The sequence below is a fragment of the Pseudomonas sp. LS1212 genome, assembly GCF_024741815.1.
Lineage (GTDB): Bacteria > Pseudomonadota > Gammaproteobacteria > Pseudomonadales > Pseudomonadaceae > Aquipseudomonas.
Map to the genome: position 1 here is coordinate 116,461 of NZ_CP102951.1, position 24,828 is coordinate 141,288.

The following is a 24,828-nucleotide window of genomic DNA, read 5'->3' on the forward strand; positions in this document are numbered from 1 at the left end:
AAGTATTTCACGAAAGGAAGCGGCCCGTTGATTCATCTCCAGGGGGTGCGTTTACTGACCGGTACAGGCATTGGTGCTAGCGTTGAGAGGGCGTATCGACGCTGACCGGATGACCTCAAGGCGACATTGTTGCTTGCTGGAACAAGTCCCACCATCCGTTCCCTACCCATCTGGTGGATTGCTCGCTTTGGCGACACATTGGACAGTGTTTTCGACCATTCGCCGGCTTGGTCTGGCCCTGCTGCTCGGCGGCTTGTTGCTGGGTGGCTTGCACGCGGACTGGAATTTCTCGCTGATCAGCGAGCATGCGCAAAAGTTGTACGGGCCGCTGGGTAAAGGCCAGCAGCGCATCGATGCCTGGCAGCGCCTGCTGTCTACCCAGAAGCAGATCTCCGAGCGCGAACAATTGACGGTGGTCAACCAGTTCTTCAACCGCCAGTTGCAGTACCGCGAGGATATCGATCTCTGGCATGAGGTCGATTACTGGTCCACCCCGGTCGAATCGCTCTGGAAGGGGGCTGGCGACTGTGAGGATTTTGCCATTGCCAAGTACTTCAGCCTGCGCCGTTTGGGCGTTCCCAGCGAGAATCTGCGCATTACCTACGTCAAGGCGCTGCAACAGAATCGGGCCCATATGGTCCTGACCTACTATGCAAGCCCCGAAGCCATGCCTTTGGTGCTCGATAGCCTGATCGATTCCATCAAGCCTGCCAATCAACGAACCGATCTGTTGCCGGTTTATGCATTCAACGGCGAAGGTCTATGGTTGACGGGAGCGACAGGCAATAAAAAGGTCGGCGACACAAAGCGCTTGTCGCGCTGGCAGGATCTCTTGAAAAAGATGCAGGGCGAGGGTTTTCCAGCCGAGCCGGTCTATTGAGGAGCACTGATGTCTCTGTTCAAACAGCTATTGATCGCCATCTGCCTGTTTCTGATCGTCGCCTTCAGCGGCAGTTTCATGGTCAGCCTGGAAAGCTCACGGGCTCAATACGTCAATCAATTGCGCTCCCATGCCCAGGACGGCGCCACGGCGCTGGCGCTGTCATTGACGCTGAATATCGATGATCCGGCGATGGTCGAGCTGCTGGTCAGCTCGATGTTCGATAGCGGCTATTACGCCAGCATCCGCGTCATCGACCTCACGACAGACTCGGCCATGCTCGAGCGCAATACGGTACCCGATAGCAATAGCGTGCCGGCCTGGTTCGTGAAATTGATCGGTCTGGAACCTGCCGGGGGCGATGCGATCGTCAGCCGCGGTTGGCAACAGGCTGCACGTGTGGAAGTGGTCAGCCACCCGATGTTTGCGCTGGCCAAGCTCTGGCAGAGCGCCTTGGGCAGCCTTGGCTGGTTGCTGCTGTGCGGAGCCTTGAGTGTGGTGCTCGGGGCGCTGCTGTTGAGGCGTCAGCTCAAGCCGCTCGATTACATGGTCGAACAGTCCCATGCCATTGCCCGCCGGGAATTTCTCAGCCTGCCGGAGCTGCCGCGTACTCCGGAACTGCGGCGGGTGGTGCAGGCCATGAACCAGATGGTCGAGAAGCTCAAGGCCTTGTTTCAGGAGCAGGCCGATCGCAGTGAGCGACTGCGGGTCGAGTCCTTTCAGGATCCGCTCACGGGGCTGGCCAATCGTCGCTATTTCGAGATGCAGCTCACCGCACGCGTCAGCAATCTGGAGGAAACTCGACCGGGTTACTTGTTGCTGCTGCGGGTCAATGACCTGGCCGGGCTGAACGCGCGACTGGGCGCGCAGCGGGCCGACCAGTTGCTGCAGGCTGTGGGTGAACAGCTGCAGCGCACCTGCGCCAGGTTCCCGGAAACCAGGAACCTGATTACCCGAAACCGTGGCGGAGAGTTCGCCGTACTGGCACCGGGCATGGTCCGGGAGGATGCCCTGCAACTGGTCCAGTCGCTGGAAAGTACCCTGGCCAGCCTGCAGGCCACCGGCGCGTCGGATGTGACGCCGGTTGCCTATATGGGGCTTGCGCACTTTAGCCCGCAGGATTCGCCGCAGACCCTGCTTACGCTGGCCGATGAAGCCCTGGCCCAGGCAAACAACCAGGGCGAGCCGAGCTGGCGGTGCCTTGAGGCAAGCCGCGCACCGAGTGTCGGCGATGACCATCATACCTGGCACGATCTGTTGGATCGGGCGCTCGATCAACAGCATTTCCAGCTGTTCTTCCAGCCCGTGGTTGCCAGCGCGGACCTTGAGCGCGTATTGCATTACAAAGTCCTCTCGCGCTTGCTTGACCCGCAGGGCTTTGCCATTCCCGCCGGACAGTTCCTGCCCTGGCTGGAGCGTTTCGGCTGGACCGCGCGCCTGGATTTGCTGGTGCTGGAATTGGTGCTCAAGCAAATGCAAAGTCATGAACAGGCCCTGGCCCTCAATCTCTCGGCTGCGACCCTGAACGATCCGCCGTCATTGCAGCGGGTCTATGAATTACTCGGCCAGAATGTGGGGCTCGGAGCGAGGTTGACCTTGGAGATTGGTGAAGAGCAGCTGCCCGAACAGTCCGTGCTGGAACAATTGACCCGACGCTTGCGCGCGCTGGGTTTTGGCTTGAGCCTGCAACGGTTTGGTGGGCGCTTCAGCATGATCGGCAATCTGACCAATCTGGGGCTGGCTTACCTGAAGATCGATGGCAGCTACATTCGGGCCATCGACCAGGAGAATCACAAGCGCTTGTTCATCGAGGCCGTCCAGCGAGCCGCACACAGCATCGACCTGCCGTTGATCGCCGAGCGTGTGGAAACCGAAGGTGAACTGCAGGTCATTCGTGAAATGGGCATTCAAGGCGTTCAGGGCCGGCTTGTCGGGGAGCCGGCGCCCTGGACCTGATCTGTTCAGAGCAGGCCTTTTTCATCGTCATCGATCAGACGAGTCAGCCCTCCCAGACCTTCGCGGGCCTGGGAGCGGTCCATCAATTTGGCCTGTGCGGCGGGCGGCAGGTCGGTAACCCGGATAACTCCCTTGGCCGTCAGCACCTGAATCAAGTCGTCCAGCACACGGATCATTTCCAGGTCGCTCTGCTTGAGCTGTCGCAGGCTGTTTTCGACCCTGGCATTGGAATACCAGGCCTGGATTTCAGCGTGGTCCGTTGCTAGCGTTTCTGTGAAGCCAGCGTAGGCTGCGGTTTCTACACGAATCAATTGGCCTTGTGCATCGCGTTGCACGTAGAACATCGGACTTCCCTCATGAATATGAACCACCGGCTCTATGCTCAGAGCAGCATAGGCCAATCTGGCGCCTGGTCGATGCCGATATCGTTAGCGTAGGGCGTTTGCAGGTCGCGCTCCGGAATCTCCCAGATAACCAGGCGTGGCGGCGTCTGTTTGAACGCCGGGCTATCGAAGTAGGCCTTGGCAGCGCCTGAAAACTCGCCACCATCCTTGGCGAAGTTACCGACCGGGGCCCCGAGCGCAAGTTGCAGGAACCCGGCAAAGTTGGAATTGCGCGAAAAGGACGTGCCAATCAATGCGGTATTGGGCAGGTTATCGTCGCCAAACAAGTCATCGAGGCTATCCGAACCGCTCGCAGGTGCTTCGATCCGTTCTTTGATCTGGGTCTGCGCGACCACTTCGATTGCCGGCTGCAGCGACAGGGGCAACCAATCGATTCCAGACAACCGAACCAGGTCCCCTGGGCGCGGGGCGGCCGGTGCATGACTGACATCGAAGACTTTTTGCGGGGTTGGCGTGATACCCAATGCACGGGTTTGTTGGACGATGGCGCGGGCGGCGCTCTGGGCCCCGCTTTCACTCCAATGGGTATCGGTTTGCAAGTAGGCCTGTGCGCCCAGCGGTTGCATAACCTGGGTCAAATCGATGTTAGCGACGTCCGCCTTTTGCAGTACCCAGGTGAAGTCGACGATACGCGCTTGCAGTGCGCCGGGACGCCGTAGTGTGCAGCGTTGCGCAGCGGCAATCCGGCTCTTGTCGGGGACCACCGCCACCAGCAGTTCGATGCCTCGCCTGGCCAACTGCTGGCGCAGGCCGATAACCGCCTGGGCCTTGGCGTCGGCATTGCCCTGGGCGCGACGGTGGAGCTTGAGTTCGTCGGCCAGGAACAGCCAGCCAGGGCAGCCTTGGCGAACCCGTGGGCCGGTATCCTGAAACAACAACCAGCTGGCGCCCCGTTCGAGGCTGGCGGCGTATTGCGGCAGTGACGCAGCGGACAGTTCCTTGGCAATGCGATGGGTCACATCACCCTCGAGCAGCGCGTTGGTCGAGAGCTTCGACGGCAGAGCTTCGATCTTGCCTTGCATCGCCAACCAGCCGCATGAGAGCAGCCCGGCGGTAAGCAATACCAGCAAGGTGGCGCCTGCCAGCGGGCTGGTTCGGATTGCCAGTTCGCTGGGCGGCACCGGCGCGGTGGACGGGTCAGGCTTGGTCGTGTTCATCAGAACTGAAAGTACAGGAAGGGCACGGCTTCGCGGCTGGCGATCAGCGCGAACGAGAGCATGAAACCGGCGATGGGCCAAAGGGCGGCGGCCAGCGCGAACAGGGCGTTGCCTCCGAATCGTTGTTCACAGCGTGGTTGCAGCAGCGGTGCGATGATGCACAACACCCCAAGCAAGGCCGCAAGGCCATGCACCGGGCGCAGGGTAACCGCCAGGGCATCGCCGAGCGCCATGCCATGCAGGCCGAACTGGCCGGCATACATGTTCAGCGCCGAGTGAAAATCCGGCGCGCGAAACAGGGTCCAGGCCAGGAACACGAACAACAGGGTCAGGGTATGCGAGAGCACGCCCGGCACGCTGGGAAGCCCGGCCCGGCCCCAGGCTCGGTCGATACACAGGGCCACGCCATGGGCCGAACCCCAGAGCAGATAGTTCCAACTGTCGCCGCCATGCCAGAGGCCGGCGATGGCCATGGTCAGGAACAGGTTGCGATAGGTCTTCCATGCGCCGTTGCGATTACCGCCCAGTGATATATACAGATAGTCGCGCAGCCAGCTGGACAGCGACAGGTGCCAGCGCCGCCAGAAGTCCTGGATGCTGCTGGCCAGGTAAGGCTGTTTGAAGTTCTCCGGGAAATGGAAGCCCAGCATCAGCCCCAACCCGATCGCCATCGAGCTATAGCCGGCAAAGTCGAAAAACAATTGCAACGAGTACGCGAGGCAACCAATCCAGGCATCGACGAAGGACGGGTTATCCAACTGGAACGCGACATCGACCAGCGGCGACAGGGTGTCGGCAACCAGCACTTTCATGCACATGCCGATCATGAACCGGCGTGCGCCCAAGGAAAAGTTCTGCCAGCAGAATTTGCGCTCTATCAGCTCGCGGCGTACCCAGTCGTAGCGAATGATGGGGCCGGCGATGGAGTGACCGAACATCGAGATGTAAGTGGCGTAGTTGATGAAGCTGCGCTCTACCGGCACGGTGCGCCGATGCACATCCACCAGGTAGGAGATCGCTTGCAGGACGATAAACGACAGGCCGGCCGGCAACGCAACGCGCTGCCATTGCAGAGGCATCGCCCCGTAGTAGGTGATCAGCTCGCTCCAGGTGCCGGCCAGAATGTTCGCGTACTTGTACCAGCAGAGCACGGCAGTATTGAAAACGATCAACGATACCAATAGTCGGACACGCCAGGGCGAGCCTTCCCGGGCGCGATCGACCAGCAAGCCGCCGCCCCAGGCGACCACCGTCAGGGCAATGTGCAGCAGCAGGAACAGCGGGCTCAGCCAGCCATAGAACAACCAGCTGCCCAGCAACAGGGTGACGTTGCGCCCTGCCAGGCTGCCCATGGTATAGACCAGCATGAACGCGGGCAGAAACAGCGTCAGGAACTCAAGTGAGGCGAAGACCATGGGCGCAACGCAATCCGATCAGTGAGACAGCTTGTCCGTGGCGGACACAATGTGCGAGCCCGGCAGCAGCAGCACGCTATAACGCTCGCCGGCCTTGAGCTCGCCCAGATCCAGAGGCGTACCGACAATGGCATTGGCGCAAACCAGCTCAACCGAGAGGCTGACCGGATTGATCGAGCGTCGCTGCAAGCTGCCCTCGGCCACGTCCTTGAACAGGTCGGCGTTGCGTCCGGCCGGACGCAGGGTCGCGTTGGCGCACCCGGGGTCGGTATTGAAGAAGGCCAGCGAGGCCTTCAGGCCGTTGAAGTCATCCGGCTGCTCACGTACCACCACCTGCTTGATGCCGTTGGCCGAATCCGCCAGGGCGACCACGGTGGCGAACTCACCGGGGGCGACGCTGAGCTCGAAAGGCACATCCGTGCCATTGCGGCTCAGGGTGCCCTTGATGGCTTTGCCGGCAGGCACCGGCAAGTAATCGGAAACGTCGTTCCGGCCTTCGAGTTCGAGGCGGGCGCTGGAACCGTCGGCGACCAGTTGCAGGGCGCTGTCCGCGCCATTGACGAAGCGCAGGAAGGCAGAGTCTTCACTCGGCCCGGTCGGGTACAGCGGGATATCGGCGGCGTGCACACCCATGCCGAGCAACAGGGCCGGTACCGCCAACAGGCCGCAGGTCATCCGCTTCATTATTTCGCTCCCTTGTTGCTCAGGCTGTCGGCCGGCAGTTTGCTCAAGGCGTTGCCGATAGCATTGCCCCAGGATTTGTAGCCGGCGACGGTGAAATGCTGGCCGTCGGTCGTGACCCACTCACCCGGCCTGGAGAACGTCAGCGAGTCGATGTAAGTGCACGGCGAGACGTTGGCGGCCAGGAACTGCGACATCAGTTGCGTGCGCGCATCGTTCTTCTTGTACATGCCGCCCACCTTGCCCCAGGCCGGGCCGACCCAGGCACACTTGGTCCCGGTGGCGGTGATTTCCTTGGCCAGGCTGGTGACGCTCTGCCAGGCCCAGGCCTTGGGGAATACCGGCTTATCGTAGGAGGCCATGGTGTCGCCGATGACCAGTACCACCAGGTCGGGCTTGTCTGCTGCGATCAGCTCCTTGATGGGCGTGGTGGTCGCATCGCGGCCTTTGATCTGCATCTTGCCCGTGCCTTTGCGTTCGGCGCCGCAATCGACTTTCTTGGTGATCAGCCAGTCAGCCGCGCTGGCGCCGCAGGCACCGATGGAGTGAACCGTGGCGCCTTGTTGGGTCAGGTTATCGTGCAGTGGCTCCATCAAGTGGTTCGCCAGGCTCATGTGACTCTCGCCGAGAACCAGAAGCGTCAGGCCAGCAAGGGCGGAAGAAGGCATTGAATGCTCCTTGTCAGATCAATTTGAATAAGGGGAAAGGTAAGGGCTGACCGGCAGGGACATCGGGCCGTTGGCGTCCTCGAACGTGTACCGCAGGTACATGCCACCGGAAAATTGTTTGTAGTCGCGGGCGTTATCCAGGCCCAGGTTGCCGCCCAGGAAGAAATTCGAACCGAACTTGTATTCGCCGTTGGCCGACAGGCTATAACCCACGCTGGTCTTGTTCTGGCTTTCATAGCTGAGGTCGCCTGCCGAAGCCTGCAAGTCCTTGTCGTTCGGGAAATAGTCGGCGCGGTCCTGCTCGAAGTGCTGAACGCCCACCGAGCCCTTGACCTGATAGGAAAACCGCTCTGTGCGATGGGCCCAGGTTACCGGGACGCCAATGGCAAAAAAGCTTTGCGGGCTGAAATAGCCGCCATGGCCATAGGTGAAAAAGTCCTGGTTCTTGTCGTAGGCCAGGCCCGTCATGCTGACGCCCATGGTCAACTTGTGGTCATTGGTATTGCTCAGGTACCAGTAGACGCCGCTTCCCAGCTCACTGCGGGTGTTGGACTCGACATTGTTGCCCAGCAGCTTGTGCCATGAGCCGTAACCGTAGGCACCGATTTTTTCGTTGTCATAGCTCAGCTGTCCGCGCGCTCCGTTGGCGGTGACTCCCCCCCAACTCTGGCCCGTGCGTTGATCCTTGGTACCGGCAAAGGAGGTCAGGCTGTCGGTGACCGGGCGACGCGAAACGTTGACGCCATAGCGGGCGCTGGGGTTCGATTCGAACGGTCGGTCGATGCTGACGCCGCCTGCCGCGGTGCTGTAGCGAAAGCCCATGGGGGTCGTGCCGATGTCGGCCTTGACCCCGTGATCGGGGCTCTCGAATGCCACCGCTACGCCCACGCCCTGATCTTTCTGCGAGCCGGTCGAATCGCTGTCCGACACGGTCGGCCCGCCACCGAAGCGCTGTTTGGCGTTGGCATTGGCGCTGCCGGCGTTCAGCGAGACCGGTGTCACGCGAACCGCCAGGCGATGGTCACCGACCGGGAAGTTGGCCTCCAGCGGCGTCTGCACGTCAGTCAGCTTGCTCAGGCCCGACTCGCTGTTATTGCTGCGGATGCTCAGCCCTTGGGTGACATAGGCGCTGCGCTCCTGAAGGATTTCGTTCAAGGCGCGCTGGGCAGGGCTCATGTCATTGCGGGGTGCGGCCGCTGCCGAGCGTGCCGCGAAGGGGTTGTCCACCCCGCTGGCGCCGGGTAGGGCGCTTGCGTAGGTTTGGCCGGCATACGCTTCTGATGTGGTATAGCCCTGGCCTGCATAAGCCTGGGTCGACCCGGCAGGGATAGGCAAATCATCCGCAACAGGAGCAGTTGGCGTCATTGCGGCAGGCAGCGGCACCAGCTCGGCAGTGGCCGCTGCAGTGGTCTGACGGCGCTGACCGGGCAAGCCGACGAAGGGGTTGGCCGCCACATTCGGTGAGCCGGCCTGGGCAATCAGTGTGTGACGCTTTTCGCTTTGCTCGATGCTCACCGCTTTGCGCAACAATGCTGCAGCTTCGCCGCTTTTGCCCAGAACTCGATAGATCCGCGCCGCGTTGGTCAATGTGTCGGGGTTGCCCGGTTCCAGCATCACGGCCTTGGCGACGGATTTTTCAGCAAACGCCATGTCTCGCGCCTGGACGGCGGCATCGGCCGCGCCGATCAACAATTGAGCATTGTCCGGATCGCGCTGTACCAAGGGTTTGTACAGTTCGAACGCTTTGGCGGTATCCCCGCTGGCGCTGTACATCCGCGCCAGGGCCGAGACGGCGGTGCTATCACCGGGACGCTGGGCCAAGGCCGGGGACAGAGTGTCGTATGCCGCAACCAGATCGCCTTTTTCGCGCAGTTGTTCGGCCTGGCGCACGCGGTACAGATAGAGCAGATCTTCATACTGCTTGCGTGCCGGAACGCTCATGGGCTGGCCTTGCAAGTCACGCAAAATGCCACTGACTTCGACATCTTCGCCGCTCTTGAGCAGCACACCGGCATATAGCAATTGCAGCTCTGCAGAAGGCGCCGGGCTCTGGGCCAACAGGCTGCGCATCATCACCAGCGCCTGTGCGGTATCGCCGACATCGACATACGCCGACGCGATGGCGGCGAGGCGCTCAGGCGACCCTCCGGCCAACGGCTCGGTGCGCGCCAGCAGCACTTTGGCTTCCTGGCGTTGGCCGCGTTTGGCAATTGCCAGCGCCTGATTGATCTGCGCATTCAGGGCGATATCGGCGGCCAGCTCGTTCATGTCGCGCGTGCGTTCGGAGGCGGGAATACGCGCCAGGGTCGCCTGGGCTTTCTCCCACTCGCGCAGTTCGACCGAGAGCAGGGCGCTGGTGTAGAGCGCATCGGGATTGTTCGGTTGCGACTTCAGCAGGCCATCGATCAGTTCGCGGGCCTTTTTCGCTTCATTGGTTTTCAGGTACAGGCGAGCCAGCGCGAAGCGTGACCAGACGTTGTCAGGATCGCTTCGCAGCGCATCCTGAAGCAGCTTTTGCGCGCCTCGCACATCACCTCGTTGCTCTGCGGCGCTGGCCATCTGTTCGGCGCGCATGGCGCGCAGGCGGCCGGCTTCACCCAGGCGAGACTGGTCGGCGGCAGGCAGGCTGTCGAGCAGATACAAGGCTTCGTCGGCCTTGCCCATCTGCGTCAGCACATTGATCAGGCCCGTGGCAGCATCTACATCCGTTGGATGTCTGGCGAGAATCTGCCGGTAACTGGCTTCGGCGGCCTCCACTTGCCCGGCTTGAGCCTGAACGCCTGCCAGGGCCAATGGCCCGGCCAAAGGCTTGGGGTTCAGGCGCATGGCCTGGCTGATAAGGTCGCGTGCCTGACCCAGGTTGCCCTTGCCCTGGGCATCGCGGGCCTGCTCGAGCAGTTGCCAGTAACGCACATCGACCAGCGCGGCTTTCCAGCGGCTGCCGCCAGGTTGCCGGGCTGCCTGGCTCAGCAGGTCCGCCGCGTCTGCCAGACGGTTCTGCTGCTGGCGGACGACGCCCAGCCCGCCGAGCGCGTCGGCATCCCGGGGGTTTTCCTTGAGGCGCGCCTGGAACTCCCGCTCGGCCGTGATCGTGTCACCTTTATCGAGCGCCTTGAGGCCCCGTGCAATGCCAGGGTCCTGTTGCCAGCCAGCGCTGCCGGAAGAGGCCTTGCCCTTGTTCAACAGGTCCCGGATCTCTTGATCATCAGGGTGTACCTTGAGGAACGCCTCGAACAATGGCGCTTGCGTGGCGGAGGGCGCACCGAGCCAGACCAGCGCCAGGCGCCAGCTCTCATCCGCATCGCCAGCAATATCAGGGCGCGTGGAGAGCCGGGCCAGTGCCTGGATCCCTTCTGGCCGGGTGGCCTCGCGACGTGCCAGGTGCTTGGCCAGGAACAGCGCGATGATCGAATCATCGGGCGTCTCGCGCAACAGGCGCTCGAGCCCCTGGCGAGCCTGCGGCCAGCCATCGTTGGTGAACGCCAGATTGTTGTAGTACTCGAAGGCGAGCTTGCCCTGCGGCTGGGCGCCGTCAAACAGCTTCTGGTAAGCGGCGGCTGCCTTTTCGCGATCTTCTGCATCGGCAAAACGACGGGCATCTTCGAGTTGCTGCTGGCGGTCAGCTGCCGTCAGGGCAATGTCCTGCTCCAGCTGCAGGGCAAGGCGCGGCACCGGGCGGATTGCCTTGAGTTTGCCGAGGTAATCCTGGGCCTGACTCATCCGCTTTTGCTGGACGGCCAACGAGCCCAGGCCATAAAGGGCATCGACCTGGTCGGGCGCCAGGCGCAGCAGCTTCTGCCAGATTTCCGTGGCACGCTCGGCTTTGTTGCGGGCCTGCCAGTAATAGCCTTGCTCGATAAGCAGTGCTTGCGGGTCCGTCGTTTCGGCGAGGGCCGCATGAGTGACCAGCGCGGCCAGAATTGCAATGGCTAGCGATTGGCGGCGCGGGGGCATGCTGTCTCCCAAACTAGTTTCAGGGTTCCGTCATTGAGGAACTGATAGCGTTTTTCGGCCCAACCCAAGGCGAACAGGCTGAGCATGTAGTCGTAATACAACGGTTGCGTGCGCTCGCCGTTTACCTGCTCCAGGGCCTTGCTCAACGCCTGTTCAACCCGACGTTGCTGCTGTTCGGCCAACCAGGGCTGGCCCTTGGCCTGGAAGTAGGGAATCAGCGCGGAAGAGAACCCGAACGGTCCGCTGCCTTCGGTTTTTCCGCTGGTAACCTGGACTTTTTCCGGCGGAATGCCGGTTGAGGCGATGCTGGCGGCCATGCCGTCGAGATGCGCAAGAATCGGTGCTGCCAGCGGGTCCGACTTTGCCGTCATGCCCGCCCAGAGATAGACGCGGATAGCATCGTAGCTGCCCACTTCACCCTTGATCGGATCGACCACGAACAACCCCGAGTTCGCCGACGTGCCACGGTAGCCGATCCAGTCGGCGACAAAGCCTTTGGGGCTTGAGGCGCGCAGCATTTTCGCGGTGTTCTCGACGATTTCTTTCCACGGCCCGCTGGGTGACTCTTTGGCCAGGCGCCGCAGCAACGGGACGGGCAGGTAGCTCGCGTTCAGGCGCCAGAGGTGATCGGGCTGAACGAAGCCTTCAGGCCCGGGCAGGACCATTTTGCCCAACCCCGGCAAGCTCACCACCTGACGCGCCTCGATATTGGCCAGCAAGCGCTTGGCATCGGCACGGTATTCGGGCCGCTGCCAGATCCGTGCTGCCTCGAGAAGCGCATAGGCAAACCAGAGGTCGGCATCGGAGGCCGAGTTGGCGTCCTGCACACCCCACAGGTCATCCTTGCCGCGGCCCCACAGCCATGCCGGGAGACGGTTGGCAATGTCGCCACCGGCCAGATTGGAAGATGACCAGCGCCAGAGTTTGTCGAAGGTGGCCTGGTCATTGCCGATCAAGGCAAAAAGCATTCCGTAGGACTGGCCTTCCGACGTGCTGTGCTGGGGATCCATGGCCGACTCCAGCATCCTGCCGTCGGCTTGCACGAAGCGCTCGGCATAGGTCTGCCACAGCGGCCAGGCCGCAGCCGGGCAGGTGTCGGCCTGCGCGGCTGCCGGCATCAGCACGACCATGGGCAGCAGGCTCGCCAGCCGCCGCGCAACCTTGTGCCAACGGCTGAGCAGACGTGGCTGGCGCAGGGCGGTCTTGGGCGGGTTCATCAGACTTTGCTCCATTGCTCGATCAATCGCCCAGGCGTCGTCGGGCACGGCTGCGAAGGGACAGGTAGACCAACACGCTGATCAACAGGATGCCCAGGGCTGTCGCCAGCAGCATCCACGACAGATGCTGAGAAAATATCCACTGGACGTATTTGAACGGGCCCAGATGGCCCACGTAGTATTCCTGCTCGGCGACCAGAGACTGGATGCGCTTGCCGTTGACCACGGCCAGGCTGCCCTGAAGCGCGCCGGCGTTTTCATCGCTGCCCAGCAGTGCCGCGGTCGCGTCGTTGAGCCCTTGAGTGTCGGCAGCTGCAATCAGGACGACACTGCGTCCGCTTTTGAGCGGTGACTCGAAGCCTGTCAGATAGGTATTGGCACCCTCGCCCGAGAAGGTGAAGGCGCTACGGGTCTGGCGCAGGTTGGCTTGCGGATCCGGGCTGACCCATTGGCGCACTCGTAACGGCAGGTCGGAAAGCTCGAAACGCTGCTGGCCCTCCTCGACGCTGGCGGGCAAGCGGTCGGCCCATTGTTTGAGCAAGGGTTGGTTGGCGCCGGAGGCGATCACCAACAGGTCCTTGTCAGCCAGCGCCGCGACGTGCTGTGCCTGGGCTACGGTTACGCCGCTGGCGGGATAGCCGGTGGAGTCGCCCAAGCGTCCCAACAGTGTCAGATAGGCACTGAACTCGGCAGGGCCTGCATCGTCCGGCAGCACGACGGCCGTTTCCGACAGATCGGCCATGCGCGTGAACGGGAACCCGCTGTCCTTGAACACACCCAGGTTCGGCATGGCCATGAAGTGGTCATAGTGGCTCAGGTCCAGGGTCGAGTCCGGGTCTATCGCGCCACGCATGTTGTCGATGATGATGTCCCGGCATTCGCCCTGCTTGATGTAGTCGTACATGAAGCGCAGTTGCAGGCGCGACTGCAGCGCTACCGAATTGAGCGGCAACACCGCCGTGGTTTCGCGGGCCAGGCTGTCGTCTTTTTTCAACAGGCTCAGCAGGCTCTCGCCGCCACCGAGTTTTTCCACCGAGGGCAGGTCGATGGACTTGATGAAGGTGTCGTTGAAACTGACCAACAACGACGAATTGGTCGAGACCGGCTGTGGTGTGTAGCGGTATTTCAAATTCAGTCGGGCACCGCTTTCCTGCCAGTTGAACAAGTCTGGCGGCAGGCGCATCGCCAGGCTGATGGCGCCTGGGTTGTAGCCCGATACATTCAGTTGTTTGGCTTCGGCCAGTTCGCCAAGTCGGACCGGGCGATCGCTGGGCAGCCAGTTCGGGGCGTCATAGGGTTTGCGCGGCTGCAGGTTGTCCAGGTTTTCGATGATCACGCTGTCGCCGGCCAGGGCCTGACTGCCGAGGGCGAGAGCGGCGGCGGCGCGCTTGAGTTCGGCGCTATCGCGGCCGGTAATCAGCAGCAGCTTGCCATGGGCATCGTTGGGGTTGCCTACCAGGGTGATGGTTGGCCCCTTCGGCGCGGGAACCTCCAGGCCAGCCATGCGCTGGGCTTCTGCGCCGCTGACCAGAACGATAGCGTTGCCCTGTTCCGGCAGCTGGCTCAGGAGGGTCGGGAAGCTTGCGCTGCGGTAGCTGGCCTGGGCACCGAACCAGGACGACAGCGTACCCGCTGCTTCCAGCGTGGCGTTGTCCGGGGCGCTGATGAAAACGAATGGCAGCGACAGCGCCCGCGAGTCGCGACGGTCGAAGAACGGCAGCGGCAGAATCGCCAAATCATTGGGCAGGTTGATCGCCTTGGTTTGAACGCTCAGCTGGCTCTCGTTGCTGATCCGCGCCCACAGACTTGAATGCAGCGGGTCTTCGCACTGCATCGTGTAGTGCCCGATGAGTTGCAAGCTCAAGCGGTTGAATTCGGTGATCAAGTGCGGCGGAATCTCGATGACCTGCTTCTGCAGCGTGCCAGCGTTCTCCTTGGGCAGCGGCAGGCTTGCGGCCACCTCATCATTGACCATCACGTTGATCTGCGAGAGGTCGGCGAGCAGTGCCGGCGAATAGGTGTACTGCAGCGCCACCTGTGCGCCGGTGACGATTTCGTCCGCACGGACGTTGAAGTTGACGCTGTCGGTGGCTTCCACACCTCGCAGGTTCATGGTGTAGCCCTTGCCCAACTGTTTGAGGGTCAAGGCATAGCCCGCTTCGGCAACGCTTTGCGCCTGGGCAACGACGGGCTCGACGGGCTCGTCCTGCGCCACGGCCGCCTGGAAGGTTCCGCTCAGGCACAGCAGGGACATAACCAATGGCACGAGCACGGGGTGCCGGCAGCGCGCGCCGCTGCGAAGGGAAGACATCGAATTCATTTCTTGTCCAGGAGGGGGTCTAGAGATGTTGGAGACGTGCGTCGGGCTTCAAGGCGGTGGCCGATTTCCAGGGACGCCGCTTTGAACAGCGCGTATATCCCGCGCAGTCCGATCGCGCTGACATCGCGCAAGGCCGCCAGCGGTGTATCGACCTGGCCGTTGCCCCAGGTCGAGGCCCAGGTATCGGCGCGCGAGAAGGTCAGGCGGACCAGCTCGCTTTGCTGGCGCAGGGTCAGCGGGTCGAACTGCGCACCGATCAACTGGCCTCTGCTGAAGACCACGGTGGCCGGAAACAGGCTGGTCTGGGTGTTGCGATACAACGCAACCTGGAGCTGCTCGCCACAGGGAATCCCGACATCGGCGGGCAGCTTGATACCCAGGCCTTTCTGTGAAAAATCCTGGGTCGTGCCGTGGATCTCGCTTCCGTCGGGGCGCAGTACCTTGACCGGCAGCTCGGCACGTACGCGAGGCTCGGAGCGGACCTGTCGGGTTTCACTGGCAACCGCCACCGAGGCACTGGTGATGACAATGTTGTAGAGCGTCCAGGCCAGGTTGATCAGCACGGTAATGGCCGTATCGCTATCGCCCCGGCTCAACTGAACCACACCGAACACCAGCCCGGTCAGGTTCAACAGCAGCAGGATGATGTAGGGACGCGCCAGCTTCCACTCGAAGTAGTGCTTGTCGATGATGCCGCCCTTGTCGGTCACGTTGAAACCACCGAACTTGGGATTGACCAGAGCCATCAACACCGGGCGCATGATGTACCAGGCCAGCACCGTCTCGTAGACTTCGTTCCAGAACGAGTGGCGGAAACGGCCCTGGATGCTGGAGTTGGTCAGGCTGGCATGGAGAATATGGGGCAGCACATAGGCGGTAATCATCAACGCCGAGGCATGGAAAATCTGGGCGCCGAAAATCAGGTAGGCCAGGGGCGCGGTGAGAAACACCAAGCGAGGCAAACCATAGAAAAAGTGCAGCATGGCGTTCACATAGCACACACGCTGGCCGAAGTTCAGACCCTTGCCGAACAGGGGGTTGTCGGTGCGGAAAATCTGCGCCATGCCTCGCGCCCAGCGAATCCGCTGGCTGATGTGGCGTGACAGGCTTTCGGTCGCAAGGCCCGCAGCCTGGGGAATGGCCAGGTAAGCCGTGTTGTAGCCGGCACGATTGAGCTTGAGGGCGGTGTGGGCATCTTCGGTCACGGTTTCCACCGCCACGCCGCCGACTTCCAGCAGGGGCGTGCGGCGAATGACAGCGCACGAGCCGCAGAAAAAGGTCGCGTTCCAGAGGTCATTGCCGTCCTGCACCAGCCCGTAGAACAACTCGCCTTCGTTGGGAACGGAGCGGAAGGTGTCCAGGTTTTTCTCGAACGGGTCCGGTGAAAAGAAGAAATGCGGCGTTTGCAGCATCGCCAGCTTCGGGTCCTTGAGGAACCAGCCCAGGCTGATTTGCAGGAACGAGCGGGTTGGCACATGGTCTGCGTCGAAAATGGCGATGTACTCGCCATCGGTGACCTTCAGCGCTTCGTTCAGGTTGCCGGCCTTGGCATGGCGATTGTTGTCGCGCGTGATGTAGTTGACCCCAATCTGCCGGCAGAAGCTGCGAAAGTCCTCCCGGCGACCATCGTCCAGCACATGCACGCGCAACTTGTCCTTGGGCCAATCGATTGCCTGGGCGGCAAAAATCGTCAATTTGACGATGCTCAACGACTCGTTGTACGTCGGGATGAACACATCGACAGTCGGCCACTCGCCAGGATCCCCCGTCAGCAGGACAGGTTTGCGTTGCAGCGGCCAGGCGGTCTGCAGGTAACCGAACAGCAGCACGACCAGGGCATAAAATTCCGCGAGCACCAGGCCATATCCAAAGAACATGTCCAGCCATGTGTCGAAGCCGAGCGTCGAGGTGACCCGCCAGTAGATGTAGCGCAATGAAGCGACCAGCGAGAGCACGATCATTGCCATGATGGCCAGCCTGCCCGGCGCTTTGCGCAGCAACAGGGTCGCCGCGAAGCAGGCCAGGGCAAAGGCGCATTGGCGGTACAGGTCCAGGGGTGTGGCGATGATGCCGATCAGCAACAGGCCACCGATCAGGCAGATAGCGAGGGTGATCGCAGTTTGCACAGCTTGCGGCAGCTGGTTGATTCGGGCCAGCACGGCATCCAGCCGCTGGCCGAGACGCGGCCCGTTGGGTGGCGTCTGAGTCGCTTGTGAGGTCATGACACGCAGGACTCTTGTAGGCTCCGTGCGATGAACTGTCGCGAAAGCGCGGCGGCAATGCGCGCTATGTCCTCGCAGCCTTGGCTGCGTGGCAGGTGCTCCATGGGATTGCGCTCATAGGCCAGCGATTCGCTGAGGAAGTGATCCAGATGAATCGTGCCTACTAAACGTTTGCCCAATCGCCGGGAAAGCACTGCGCTCATGTCGAGGCTGAACTGCCGCGAGGCGTCCAACTGATTGATCACATACAAGCACTCCGGCGGCTGGGCAGCGGCCAGGCGCGGTGCAAGGATGCGGTCCATCTGCTCAAGCGCCAGGTAACTGGCGGCATCGGCCAGGGTGACGACCATGATCACATCGGCTATGGCAAGCACCTGGTGCAGCCAGGCGCTGTTGCCCGCCGGGGTATTGATGATCAGCACATCCTGCTCGCCAAGGTTCATCCGCGCGACCCGATGTGCCAGCCAGGCGCTGTCCTTGCCCAGGTTGTGCTCGAGGTGGCGTTGCTCCTCTTCCCCCGGCCTGCCATAGGGCAGGAAATGCGAATCAGAGAACCCTTGCATGCTCACGGTGCGCCAGTCGCCGTCGCCGCTGGCCTGGCTGATGCCGGGAATCGGTTGGCTGACGCCCAGGTGATATTGCAAGGTATTTTGCGAATCGAGCTCCAGCGCAATGATCCTGCCGCCTTCCGGCGCCACCAGCGTGGTCGCCAATGCGGCCGTTAACGTGGTCTTGCCGACGCCGCCCTTGGTCGATACCAGCGCAATGATCCTGGCCTTGATGTCGGGCGGCGCGGTTATGGCGAGGGAGTTTTCCAGGGCAGCATTGTTGCGGGCAATGGCTTCACTCTTGCGGGCCTTGGCCAGGTCTGCAAGCAGTTTGTGCAGAGGGGCAGGGGCGGGCTTCTCCAGCGCAATCGCAGCGACGGGTACAACAGCGATGGCCACCGCAGCGGGCTCGGCCTGAGCGGGAGGCTCGGCACTCGAATTCACAGCAGGTGGTTGGGCAACCGAGCTCCGCAAGAAGCGTGGGGCAGCAGGGCCGGACGCGTGCGCAGACGATGCAATGGAAGGCACAGAGGCGACTGCTGGATGGGCGGCGTGTTCTACCTGCTCTTCTTCCAGATAGTTATAGACCGGTTCGACCTCTAGATAGCTGTCCGCACTTGCCCCGAATCTGTTGAACAGATTCGCTATGTCATCTGCACGAGTCATGTCTGAAATTCCTGCCTACAGCAATCTGAAATTCTGGGTGCAGATAAGGCTAGATATCGAAAGTCGTACCGCACAAATCCCCTAGTTTTAAGAAGGGTAATGTGTGATATCACTATGATAGTGTCAATATTCTGTTGGTTATATTGTATTATTTTCTGATGGGCGGTAAATTATATTTTCACGCCATAAAAATGACGCGGTTGAAATGACGATTGCCTTGAAAGTCGGAAGAATACGGCTATAACGTCAAGGAACCCACTATTGGGCCTGTTTGACGTCGCTTTTCCTACGGTTTTTTCCGTTTTTCCGACATGAGGAATGCCCGTTTTTCGAAAATAGGACAACCGTCATCCTCCAGGCGGCCGACTGAGCGTTTGGCAATGCAATTCCCATGCAAGAGTCTGGGCTTTGGCAGATGGCAACAAGGGCGTCTTTACTAGTATGGCGATGGCGGGCGTGGCTGATGGCTCTGGCAGGCGCGCGTCGGGCCAATGCATGGATTTGCATGCGACAGGTTCTGTCGCCGGCTTGGGCAGAATTCTGTCCTGCCACCCTCGGTGTCTATACCGGGGGCGAGCCATTAAGGATGATCATGATCGTTGCCACCAATATCTACCCGCTGCTCGAACGTCTGTTGCCCGAAAGCATCACTCTGGCACCGGGCAGACCCGGTTATTTACAGCGCTTGTATTCAGGCGTCGGCGTGCCTTCGCAGAGGGCGGTGACGGGGGACTCGTTCGCCCTGGTCGCCCGCCTGGACGAGGCGTCATGCCTGCAGACGGTCTATCGCGATCTGCGCCAACAGGCACTGGACGGCAGCATCACGGCCCTCAACGACCTGGGCTGGCTCTGGCTCAACGGCAAGTACTGGGTTGCCGATCATGAACTGGCGCGTCATCTGCTGCGCATGGCAGCGGTGCAGGGCAGTGCAGTGGCGTGTTTCAACCTGGGGCAGCAGCATTACTTCGGCAAGGGCGTGCCCGTGGACTATCCCCTCTGCGCCGAGTATTACCAGCAAGCCTTCGCCTTGGGTTTTGTGCCTGCGGCGGCAGCCCTCGGCGATTTGTACGAGGAAGAGGTCTGCGCCGACGGCATTGTGCGGCCCTGGCAAGTGGACCTGCAGCAGGCCTTTCAATGGTTCTATCAAGGTGCACACAAGGGCGATGCCCGTTGCCGGTACGAAATCGGCTGTCGCCTGCTGCATGGGTTGCAAGTTGCAGCCGACAGCAAGGCCGGCGTGTATTGGCTCGAGTTGGCGGCGGTCGCGGGTGTCATGCCGGCGGCCGAAGAACTGGCCGTGCATTTCAGCATTGCGCAGCCGGCCTTGCGCTATCTGTTCTGGCGGGATCAGGCCATTGCATTGGGCAGTGAACTGGCCTTGGCCATGAAGCTCGATGACCAGGTACGCCCCCAATCGGGAAAATGACAAACGTCCTGGGGGCCGCTTGACGAGAAGCGGGTTGAACGGAGAATATAGATAGTTAGCAAGCTAGGAATAGCTGCGATTATCCCTCCCGATGACTCCGCGTGGGAACGAGTGCCGGTCAACTTTTCTGCGACAAGTCCGCCATTCCTTTCAAAAACTCAATCGGCAACGGAAACACAATGGTCGAGCTCTTGTCCCCGGCGATCGCGCCCAGGGTCTGCATGTAGCGCAGCTGCATGGCGCCGGGCTGGCGCCCGAGCATCTCGGCGGCCTGCATGAGCTTCTCCGAAGCCTGCAATTCACCTTCGGCGTGAATCACCTTGGCCCGCCGTTCACGCTCGGCTTCGGCCTGCTTGGCGATGGCGCGGATCATCGACTCGTTGAGGTCGACGTGCTTGATCTCGACGTTCGCCACCTTGATCCCCCAGGCGTCGGTCTGGGCATCGAGTACTTGCTGGATATCAGTGTTGAGCCGTTCGCGCTCGGCGAGCAGTTCGTCCAGCTCGTGTTTACCGAGTACGGCCCGCAGGGTGGTCTGTGCCAACTGGCTGGTGGCCATGAGAAAGTCTTCGACCTGAATGATCGCCTTCTGCGGGTCGAGAACCCGGAAGTAGAGCACGGCGTTGACCTTGACCGAAACGTTGTCGCGGGTGATCACATCCTGCGGTGGTACATCGAGCACCACGGTGCGCAAGTCCACGCGAACCATCTGTTGCACCATCGGAATCAGCAGAATCAGCCCCGGCCCCTTGACCTGCCAGAAGCGCCCGAGCTGGAACACCACCCCGCGTTCGTATTCGCGCAAAATCCGGAAGGCGGAGAGCAACAATGCCAGGAACAGCGCCAACAGCGCGCCAAAGCCCAATTCGACGAACATGATCAATCTCCTTGCGGTGGCGTTTCATCCAACGTGATGACGTCCAGCAGCACGCCCTTGCGCGCCACCACCCGGACCTGTTGGCCCAGGCGCAGGGGCGAGTGGCTCTGCACTTGCCATTTTTCGCCCTGCAGTTGCACCCAGCCGCTCATCGGCAGGCCCGGCATCAGCCCGGTCACCGTGGCCAGGCTGCCGACCAGGCCCGCGTCGCCACTCACCAGGGCGCGCCGTCGAGCCTTGAGCGCCATGCCGACCAGCGTCATCAGCAACAGTGCACTGATCAGTGCCATGCCGATGATCAGGGTCAACGGAATACCGAAGCCCGGTACATCGGTGTCCATCAAAATCACCGCGCCGACGACAAAGGCCACCACCCCTCCGAAGCCGATTACACCGAAACTCGGTAGAAACGCCTCGGCGATCATGAAGGCCAGCCCCAGCAGTATCAGCCCGACCCCGGCGTAATTAACCGGCAACAGTTGCAAGGCATACAGCCCCAGCAACAGGCAGATGCCGCCCATTACCCCACCGACACCCGACCCCGGGTTCATGAATTCGAACATCAAGCCATAGACGCCGATCATGATCAGCAGCAACGCAACGCTAGGGTTGGTGATTACTGCCAGCAGTTGGGTGCGCCAATCAGGCGCATGGTCGATCAGTGCAGCCCCGGCGGTACTCAGTTTCAGCGTTTGGCCGGCGACATTCAGGCTTTTGCCGTCCAGTTGCTTGAGCAGGTCTGCCACGTCATTGGCCACATAATCGACCACCTTGAGTTTGAGCGCTTCGTCGGCAGAGAGGCTGACCGATTCGCGTACCGCTTTTTCCGCCCAGTCGGCATTTCGCCCGCGCAGTTGCGCAAGACCACGGATGTAGGCCGCCGCATCGTTGATCTGCTTGCGAGTCAGGGTGTCCAGCGGCTCGGGCGGGGCGTTCTTGTCGGTGGTGGGTGCGGCGGGTGGGCGTGGGGGTTCGGGTGCGATCCCTGGCAGGCCGCCGATCTGCACAGGCGTAGCGGCACCCAGATTGGTTCCCGGGGTCATCGCGGCAACGTGGCTGGCATACAGGATATAGGTGCCGGCACTGGCCGCGCGCGCGCCACTGGGGGCGACGAAACTGGCCACCGGCACGGGGCTGGCCAGGATCGCCTTGATGATCGAGCGCATCGAGGTGTCCAGCCCGCCGGGGGTATCGAGGTTGATGACCACCAACTGTGCGCCCTCGGTCCCCGCCCGCGTCAGGCCGCGCACCACGTAGTCGGCACTGGCCGGGCCGATGGCATCATTGACGGTCAGGACCACGACGCTGCCGGCAGCAGTCGCCGAACCCGTCGGCAAGCCGACCAGTATCAGCAGCAAGAGCAGGCGACACCACCAATGACTGTTCACGGGACCTCCCGGTTGCAGGTTCGACAGCCTGCAATCTTCCACTTAAAGCGTAGTTGAGCCAGCCGTGGGCGATGCAGGTGCGGCGGTTAGTTCATTCTCGACTATCGGCGTCACGGTATAGCTTCAACTGTTACAGCCGTCGGGCCGCGTTGGGGCGCCGAACTGCCTAAACTTGGACACAGGGGGAACGACTATAAAGCAGTTGCCTTGTCGATCCCGGCAGGGCATGGAGGTGAATCATGCGTATGGCACAAACAGTCGAACGCAGCCTGAAACAAGCGCGTTGCGATTTCGACATAGTGGCCCACCCACATTCAGCGACAAGCCTGGAATCTGCGCGGGTGGCCAGCGTTCCGGCAGAGCGAGTGGCCAAATCGGTCATTCTCGATGACCGGCACGGTAACTACATCATGGCCGTGCTTCCGGCCAACAAGCATCTGGACCTGAGCAAGATCCAGAGCCTGGGTAACTGGCAACTGACCCGCGAAAGCGGTTTGCCGCATCTGTTCGGCGACTGCGAGCGTGGTGCCATTCCGGCACTGGGTGAGGCCTATGGCATGAAAATGCTGCTCGACCCGACGCTCACCCGTCAGGGCGATATTTACCTGGAAGCCGGCAATCACAGCTACCTGGTCCATATGAAAATGGACGAATACCTGAAACTGGTACCCCATGCCGAAGTGCGTGAGGTTTGTCATTAATGAAACGCGAACCGAGTGCCAGGTCGTGGCCGTTTGCAACCAACCTGGCGCGAGGAGTCACTCATGGAATCACCGATCCATAGCCTGCCGTCCTTGTTCAAACAGTTGGGCCTTGCGACCGATCCGGTCGGCATAGACGCCTTTGTCGCCAGCCATTCGCCGCTCAAGCCCAACCTGGTGCTGGCCGACGCGTTTTTCTGGACCAAGGCCCAGGCGGACTTCTTGCGTGAGGGTATCCAGGATGACGCCGATTGGGCCGAGGTGGTCGACCAGCTCAACCTGATGCTGCGCAAAATGAGGTGAATGGGGGCCTTGCGTAACCCGAAGCGTTGCTATGCTCAGGAAAACAAGAAGAGGGGGATTGTGGCGATGAAAGATCCCTACGCACCCGGTTTCTGGTGCGCCATCACGGCGCTGACCCTGCTGACAGGGACCTATTTCTATGGCGTGTCCCAGGCCTATCAATTCGACAAGGCTCTGGTCTTTCTCTACAGCGTCTCGGCGTTGATCGCCGCCATGGCGCTGTGCGTACTGGCATGGGCTGCGTACCAGAACGTGCAACTCAAGAAGCGTCGATTGGCCCAGGGCAAAGCCCTGGTGGCGATCTGGGATACCAAAGTGGCCTTGCGCCGGGTCGAAACCGTCTTCGATCGCTACTTCTGGGGCAGCTATTGGCAGCCGGGCCGCACCTTCCAGGAAGTCATGGGCGAACTGACCGGAACCCCGCTGGAAAAAAGCCTCGAAGCCCTCAAGGTGCAATGCCGGGTACTGGATCAGGAAATCCACAGCAGTGGCTGGCATTGGCTGAACAACGCCCGAGAGCTCTCCACCGTTGCGGTGGCCATGGCCCGAGAGCGTTATCAACTGGATTTGTGCGATTCCCAGGAAAGCTCGATGGGCGGGGCGGTGATAAATCGTGACCTGGAAGTGCTGGTGTACACCTGGTCGGCACGGTTGCGCAGTTTCGATCATCAACTCGATGAGTTGGAGGGGGAGTATCTGTAGCGCCCCCTTCGCGCTCGGCGAAGCGCACGTTGCTGATTATGTGCAGGGTGCGAGGCATCGGGATGGTCGAAGCGGCCTTGCCAGTACGAATGCGGAACACGCGATCCTCAAGGCCTGAACGGCTGGGGTAATAGATCAGCGACATGCCGCGCTTCGGGTCGGTGGTGTAGACGTGTTCGGAGTCCCACTGCGGCAAGTGGAATTCGCTGTTCTCGTCGAACAGGTCGTTGAAGAAGTCCTCGAACTGGCGTAGGTCGATTTGCCCGGCAGCACTTCCAGCTCGCCGGTTGGCGACTGGGCGACCACCATGTCGAAGAACACTTTGGTGTCGCCGAGGAACGCTTCCAGGCTGTCGCTGCCATTGATGTCCAGACTGATGAAGACGAAGCCCTTGTAGCTTTCGATGCGTGCTTTCTTCAGGCCACGGGTGGCCTTGTCGAAACCTTCCGGATACTCGCCCGGTGCCTTGACCTTCACCAGGCGGCCGTCGCTCCTGTAGCACCAGGCATGGAAGGGGCAGGTGAAGGTGGACTGGTTGCCCTTGCCCACGCGGGTCAGGGTGGTGCCGCGGTGCTGGCAGGCGTTGATATCCCGGCAGAACAACTCGTTCTGATGCCGTTTGCTCCAGGCCGTTGCATTGATCACTCCAGGCGGCAGCCTTATTCGCCGCGAATGTATTTCTCAAGCTGCTGGATCAGGCTGGCTTGTTCGGCAATCGCCTCTTTGACCAGGTCACCAATGGACAGCAGGCCCACCAGTTGGCCGTTTTCCACGACCGGCAAATGGCGCAAATGGCTATCGGTCATGATGGCCATGCAGGCCTCGACGGTTTGATGAGTGCCCACCGTGATCACTGGGGCACTCATGATGGCGCTGACGGGCGTTTTGGCCGAGGAGCGGCCCTCGAGGATCATCTTGCGCGCATAGTCGCGCTCGCTGACCACGCCGACCACCTGGCCGTGGTCGACTACCGGTAGCGCGCCGACGTTCTTGTTGGCCATTTCTTGAAGCGCTTCGAGCACCATCTGGCTCGAGGCGATGGTGTGGACTTGCTGGTGTTTCTCCGCCTTGAGCTTAAGCAGTTCGGCAACGGTCTTCATGCGGGGCCTCTCCAGTAAGGTGCATGGGGCGTCTATACAGAATCGTAGAGAGCGGCCTGCAGGGCAAGGATGAAAGCGGCATGCACACTATAGAAAAACGTCATTGCCGTGTTTTTTCGCACAAAAACTGGGTATAAGTCTGCGCGAGGTGGTTCGGTGGTTTGATTTGTGGAGGCCCGTCAGGGCCTCATCGCTGGCAAGCCACACACAAGGGAACGCAGGAGCTCGCATTTCACTGTGGAA

The 24,828-nt window shown here is 61.2% G+C and carries 19 protein-coding genes and 2 pseudogenes; 6 read left to right on the top strand and 15 right to left on the bottom strand.

The features are described from left to right. The first annotated feature begins 109 nt into the window (after positions 1 to 109). A complete protein-coding gene (gene lapG, locus NVV94_RS00580) occupies positions 110 to 880 on the top strand; it encodes a cysteine protease LapG (protein ID WP_408733442.1) in 771 nt (256 codons plus the stop codon). A gap of 9 nt (positions 881 to 889) precedes the next feature. Beyond that, complete coding sequence (lapD, locus tag NVV94_RS00585; RefSeq protein WP_258445342.1) at positions 890 to 2,836, top strand: cyclic di-GMP receptor LapD; 1,947 nt, start codon at positions 890 to 892, stop codon at positions 2,834 to 2,836. A 5-nt stretch (positions 2,837 to 2,841) separates the two neighbouring features. Here lapD and NVV94_RS00590 read toward each other — a convergent pair whose 3' ends face one another. The 10 genes from NVV94_RS00590 to bcsQ form a co-directional block, all read right to left on the bottom strand. Next, a complete protein-coding gene (locus NVV94_RS00590; RefSeq protein WP_258445343.1) occupies positions 2,842 to 3,180 on the bottom strand; it encodes a tryptophan synthase subunit beta in 339 nt (112 codons plus the stop codon). Positions 3,181 to 3,218: 38 nt separating this feature from the next. After that, a complete protein-coding gene (locus NVV94_RS00595; RefSeq protein ID WP_258445344.1) occupies positions 3,219 to 4,397 on the bottom strand; it encodes an alginate O-acetyltransferase AlgX-related protein in 1,179 nt (392 codons plus the stop codon). After that, complete coding sequence (locus NVV94_RS00600) at positions 4,397 to 5,812, bottom strand: MBOAT family protein (protein ID WP_258445345.1); 1,416 nt, start codon at positions 5,810 to 5,812, stop codon at positions 4,397 to 4,399. Before NVV94_RS00600 ends, NVV94_RS00595 begins: the two co-directional genes overlap by 1 nt. Before the next feature lie 18 nt (positions 5,813 to 5,830). Further along, complete coding sequence (locus tag NVV94_RS00605; protein ID WP_258445346.1) at positions 5,831 to 6,496, bottom strand: alginate O-acetyltransferase AlgF; 666 nt, start codon at positions 6,494 to 6,496, stop codon at positions 5,831 to 5,833. Further along, the gene (locus NVV94_RS00610) at positions 6,496 to 7,161 is read right to left on the bottom strand and encodes an SGNH/GDSL hydrolase family protein (RefSeq protein WP_258445347.1); all 666 of its coding nucleotides are present in this window, start codon (positions 7,159 to 7,161) and stop codon (positions 6,496 to 6,498) included. Before NVV94_RS00610 ends, NVV94_RS00605 begins: the two co-directional genes overlap by 1 nt. Positions 7,162 to 7,179: 18 nt before the next feature. Continuing rightward, positions 7,180 to 11,115: a cellulose biosynthesis protein BcsC gene (locus NVV94_RS00615; protein ID WP_258445348.1), complete on the bottom strand. Its 3,936-nt coding sequence runs from the start codon at positions 11,113 to 11,115 to the stop codon at positions 7,180 to 7,182. Further along, entirely contained in the window at positions 11,091 to 12,245 is a 1,155-nt protein-coding gene (gene bcsZ, locus NVV94_RS00620; protein ID WP_258447587.1) for a cellulose synthase complex periplasmic endoglucanase BcsZ, read from the bottom strand. Before bcsZ ends, NVV94_RS00615 begins: the two co-directional genes overlap by 25 nt. Positions 12,246 to 12,354: 109 nt before the next feature. Then, positions 12,355 to 14,652, bottom strand: a complete 2,298-nt coding sequence (gene bcsB / locus NVV94_RS00625) for a cellulose biosynthesis cyclic di-GMP-binding regulatory protein BcsB (RefSeq protein ID WP_258445349.1) — start codon at positions 14,650 to 14,652, stop codon at positions 12,355 to 12,357. Next, positions 14,649 to 16,874, bottom strand: coding sequence for a UDP-forming cellulose synthase catalytic subunit (gene bcsA / locus NVV94_RS00630; RefSeq protein WP_258445350.1), 2,226 nt, complete (start codon positions 16,872 to 16,874; stop codon positions 14,649 to 14,651). Before bcsA ends, bcsB begins: the two co-directional genes overlap by 4 nt. Then, the gene (gene bcsQ / locus NVV94_RS00635) at positions 16,871 to 18,088 is read right to left on the bottom strand and encodes a cellulose biosynthesis protein BcsQ (protein ID WP_258445351.1); all 1,218 of its coding nucleotides are present in this window, start codon (positions 18,086 to 18,088) and stop codon (positions 16,871 to 16,873) included. Before bcsQ ends, bcsA begins: the two co-directional genes overlap by 4 nt. 592 nt (positions 18,089 to 18,680) lie before the next feature. On the opposite strand from bcsQ, the gene NVV94_RS00640 reads away from it, so the two are divergent. Beyond that, positions 18,681 to 19,514: a tetratricopeptide repeat protein gene (locus NVV94_RS00640; RefSeq protein WP_258445352.1), complete on the top strand. Its 834-nt coding sequence runs from the start codon at positions 18,681 to 18,683 to the stop codon at positions 19,512 to 19,514. Between the two features lie 118 nt (positions 19,515 to 19,632). On the opposite strand, the gene NVV94_RS00645 is transcribed toward NVV94_RS00640, so the two are convergent. Together NVV94_RS00645 and NVV94_RS00650 are read right to left on the bottom strand one after the other, a co-directional pair. After that, positions 19,633 to 20,391 carry a slipin family protein gene (locus NVV94_RS00645; protein WP_258445353.1) on the bottom strand — a complete coding sequence of 253 codons (759 nt, stop codon included), beginning with the start codon at positions 20,389 to 20,391 and terminating at the stop codon, positions 19,633 to 19,635. A 2-nt stretch (positions 20,392 to 20,393) separates the two neighbouring features. Beyond that, positions 20,394 to 21,779: a nodulation protein NfeD gene (locus NVV94_RS00650; RefSeq protein WP_258445354.1), complete on the bottom strand. Its 1,386-nt coding sequence runs from the start codon at positions 21,777 to 21,779 to the stop codon at positions 20,394 to 20,396. 239 nt (positions 21,780 to 22,018) lie between these two features. Between NVV94_RS00650 and NVV94_RS00655 the strand changes: the two genes are divergently transcribed. From NVV94_RS00655 to NVV94_RS00665, 3 genes are all read left to right on the top strand, one after another. Next, positions 22,019 to 22,480, top strand: coding sequence for an aminoacyl-tRNA deacylase (locus tag NVV94_RS00655; protein WP_258445355.1), 462 nt, complete (start codon positions 22,019 to 22,021; stop codon positions 22,478 to 22,480). Positions 22,481 to 22,543: 63 nt separating this feature from the next. Further along, entirely contained in the window at positions 22,544 to 22,783 is a 240-nt protein-coding gene (locus tag NVV94_RS00660) for a DUF2789 domain-containing protein (protein ID WP_258445356.1), read from the top strand. Between the two features lie 66 nt (positions 22,784 to 22,849). After that, positions 22,850 to 23,485, top strand: a complete 636-nt coding sequence (locus NVV94_RS00665) for an NADH:ubiquinone oxidoreductase subunit N (RefSeq protein WP_258445357.1) — start codon at positions 22,850 to 22,852, stop codon at positions 23,483 to 23,485. Between the two features lies 1 nt (position 23,486). Here NVV94_RS00665 and NVV94_RS00670 read toward each other — a convergent pair. The 3 genes and pseudogenes from NVV94_RS00670 to NVV94_RS00680 form a co-directional block, all read right to left on the bottom strand. Continuing rightward, positions 23,487 to 23,705 (bottom strand): annotated as a pseudogene (locus NVV94_RS00670) (aromatic-ring-hydroxylating dioxygenase subunit beta); the annotation flags it as partial. A gap of 29 nt (positions 23,706 to 23,734) precedes the next feature. Beyond that, positions 23,735 to 24,073: pseudogene (locus NVV94_RS00675) on the bottom strand (Rieske 2Fe-2S domain-containing protein); the annotation flags it as partial. A 71-nt stretch (positions 24,074 to 24,144) separates the two neighbouring features. Beyond that, the gene (locus NVV94_RS00680; RefSeq protein WP_258445358.1) at positions 24,145 to 24,585 is read right to left on the bottom strand and encodes a CBS domain-containing protein; all 441 of its coding nucleotides are present in this window, start codon (positions 24,583 to 24,585) and stop codon (positions 24,145 to 24,147) included. Between the last annotated feature and the right edge of the window lie 243 nt (positions 24,586 to 24,828).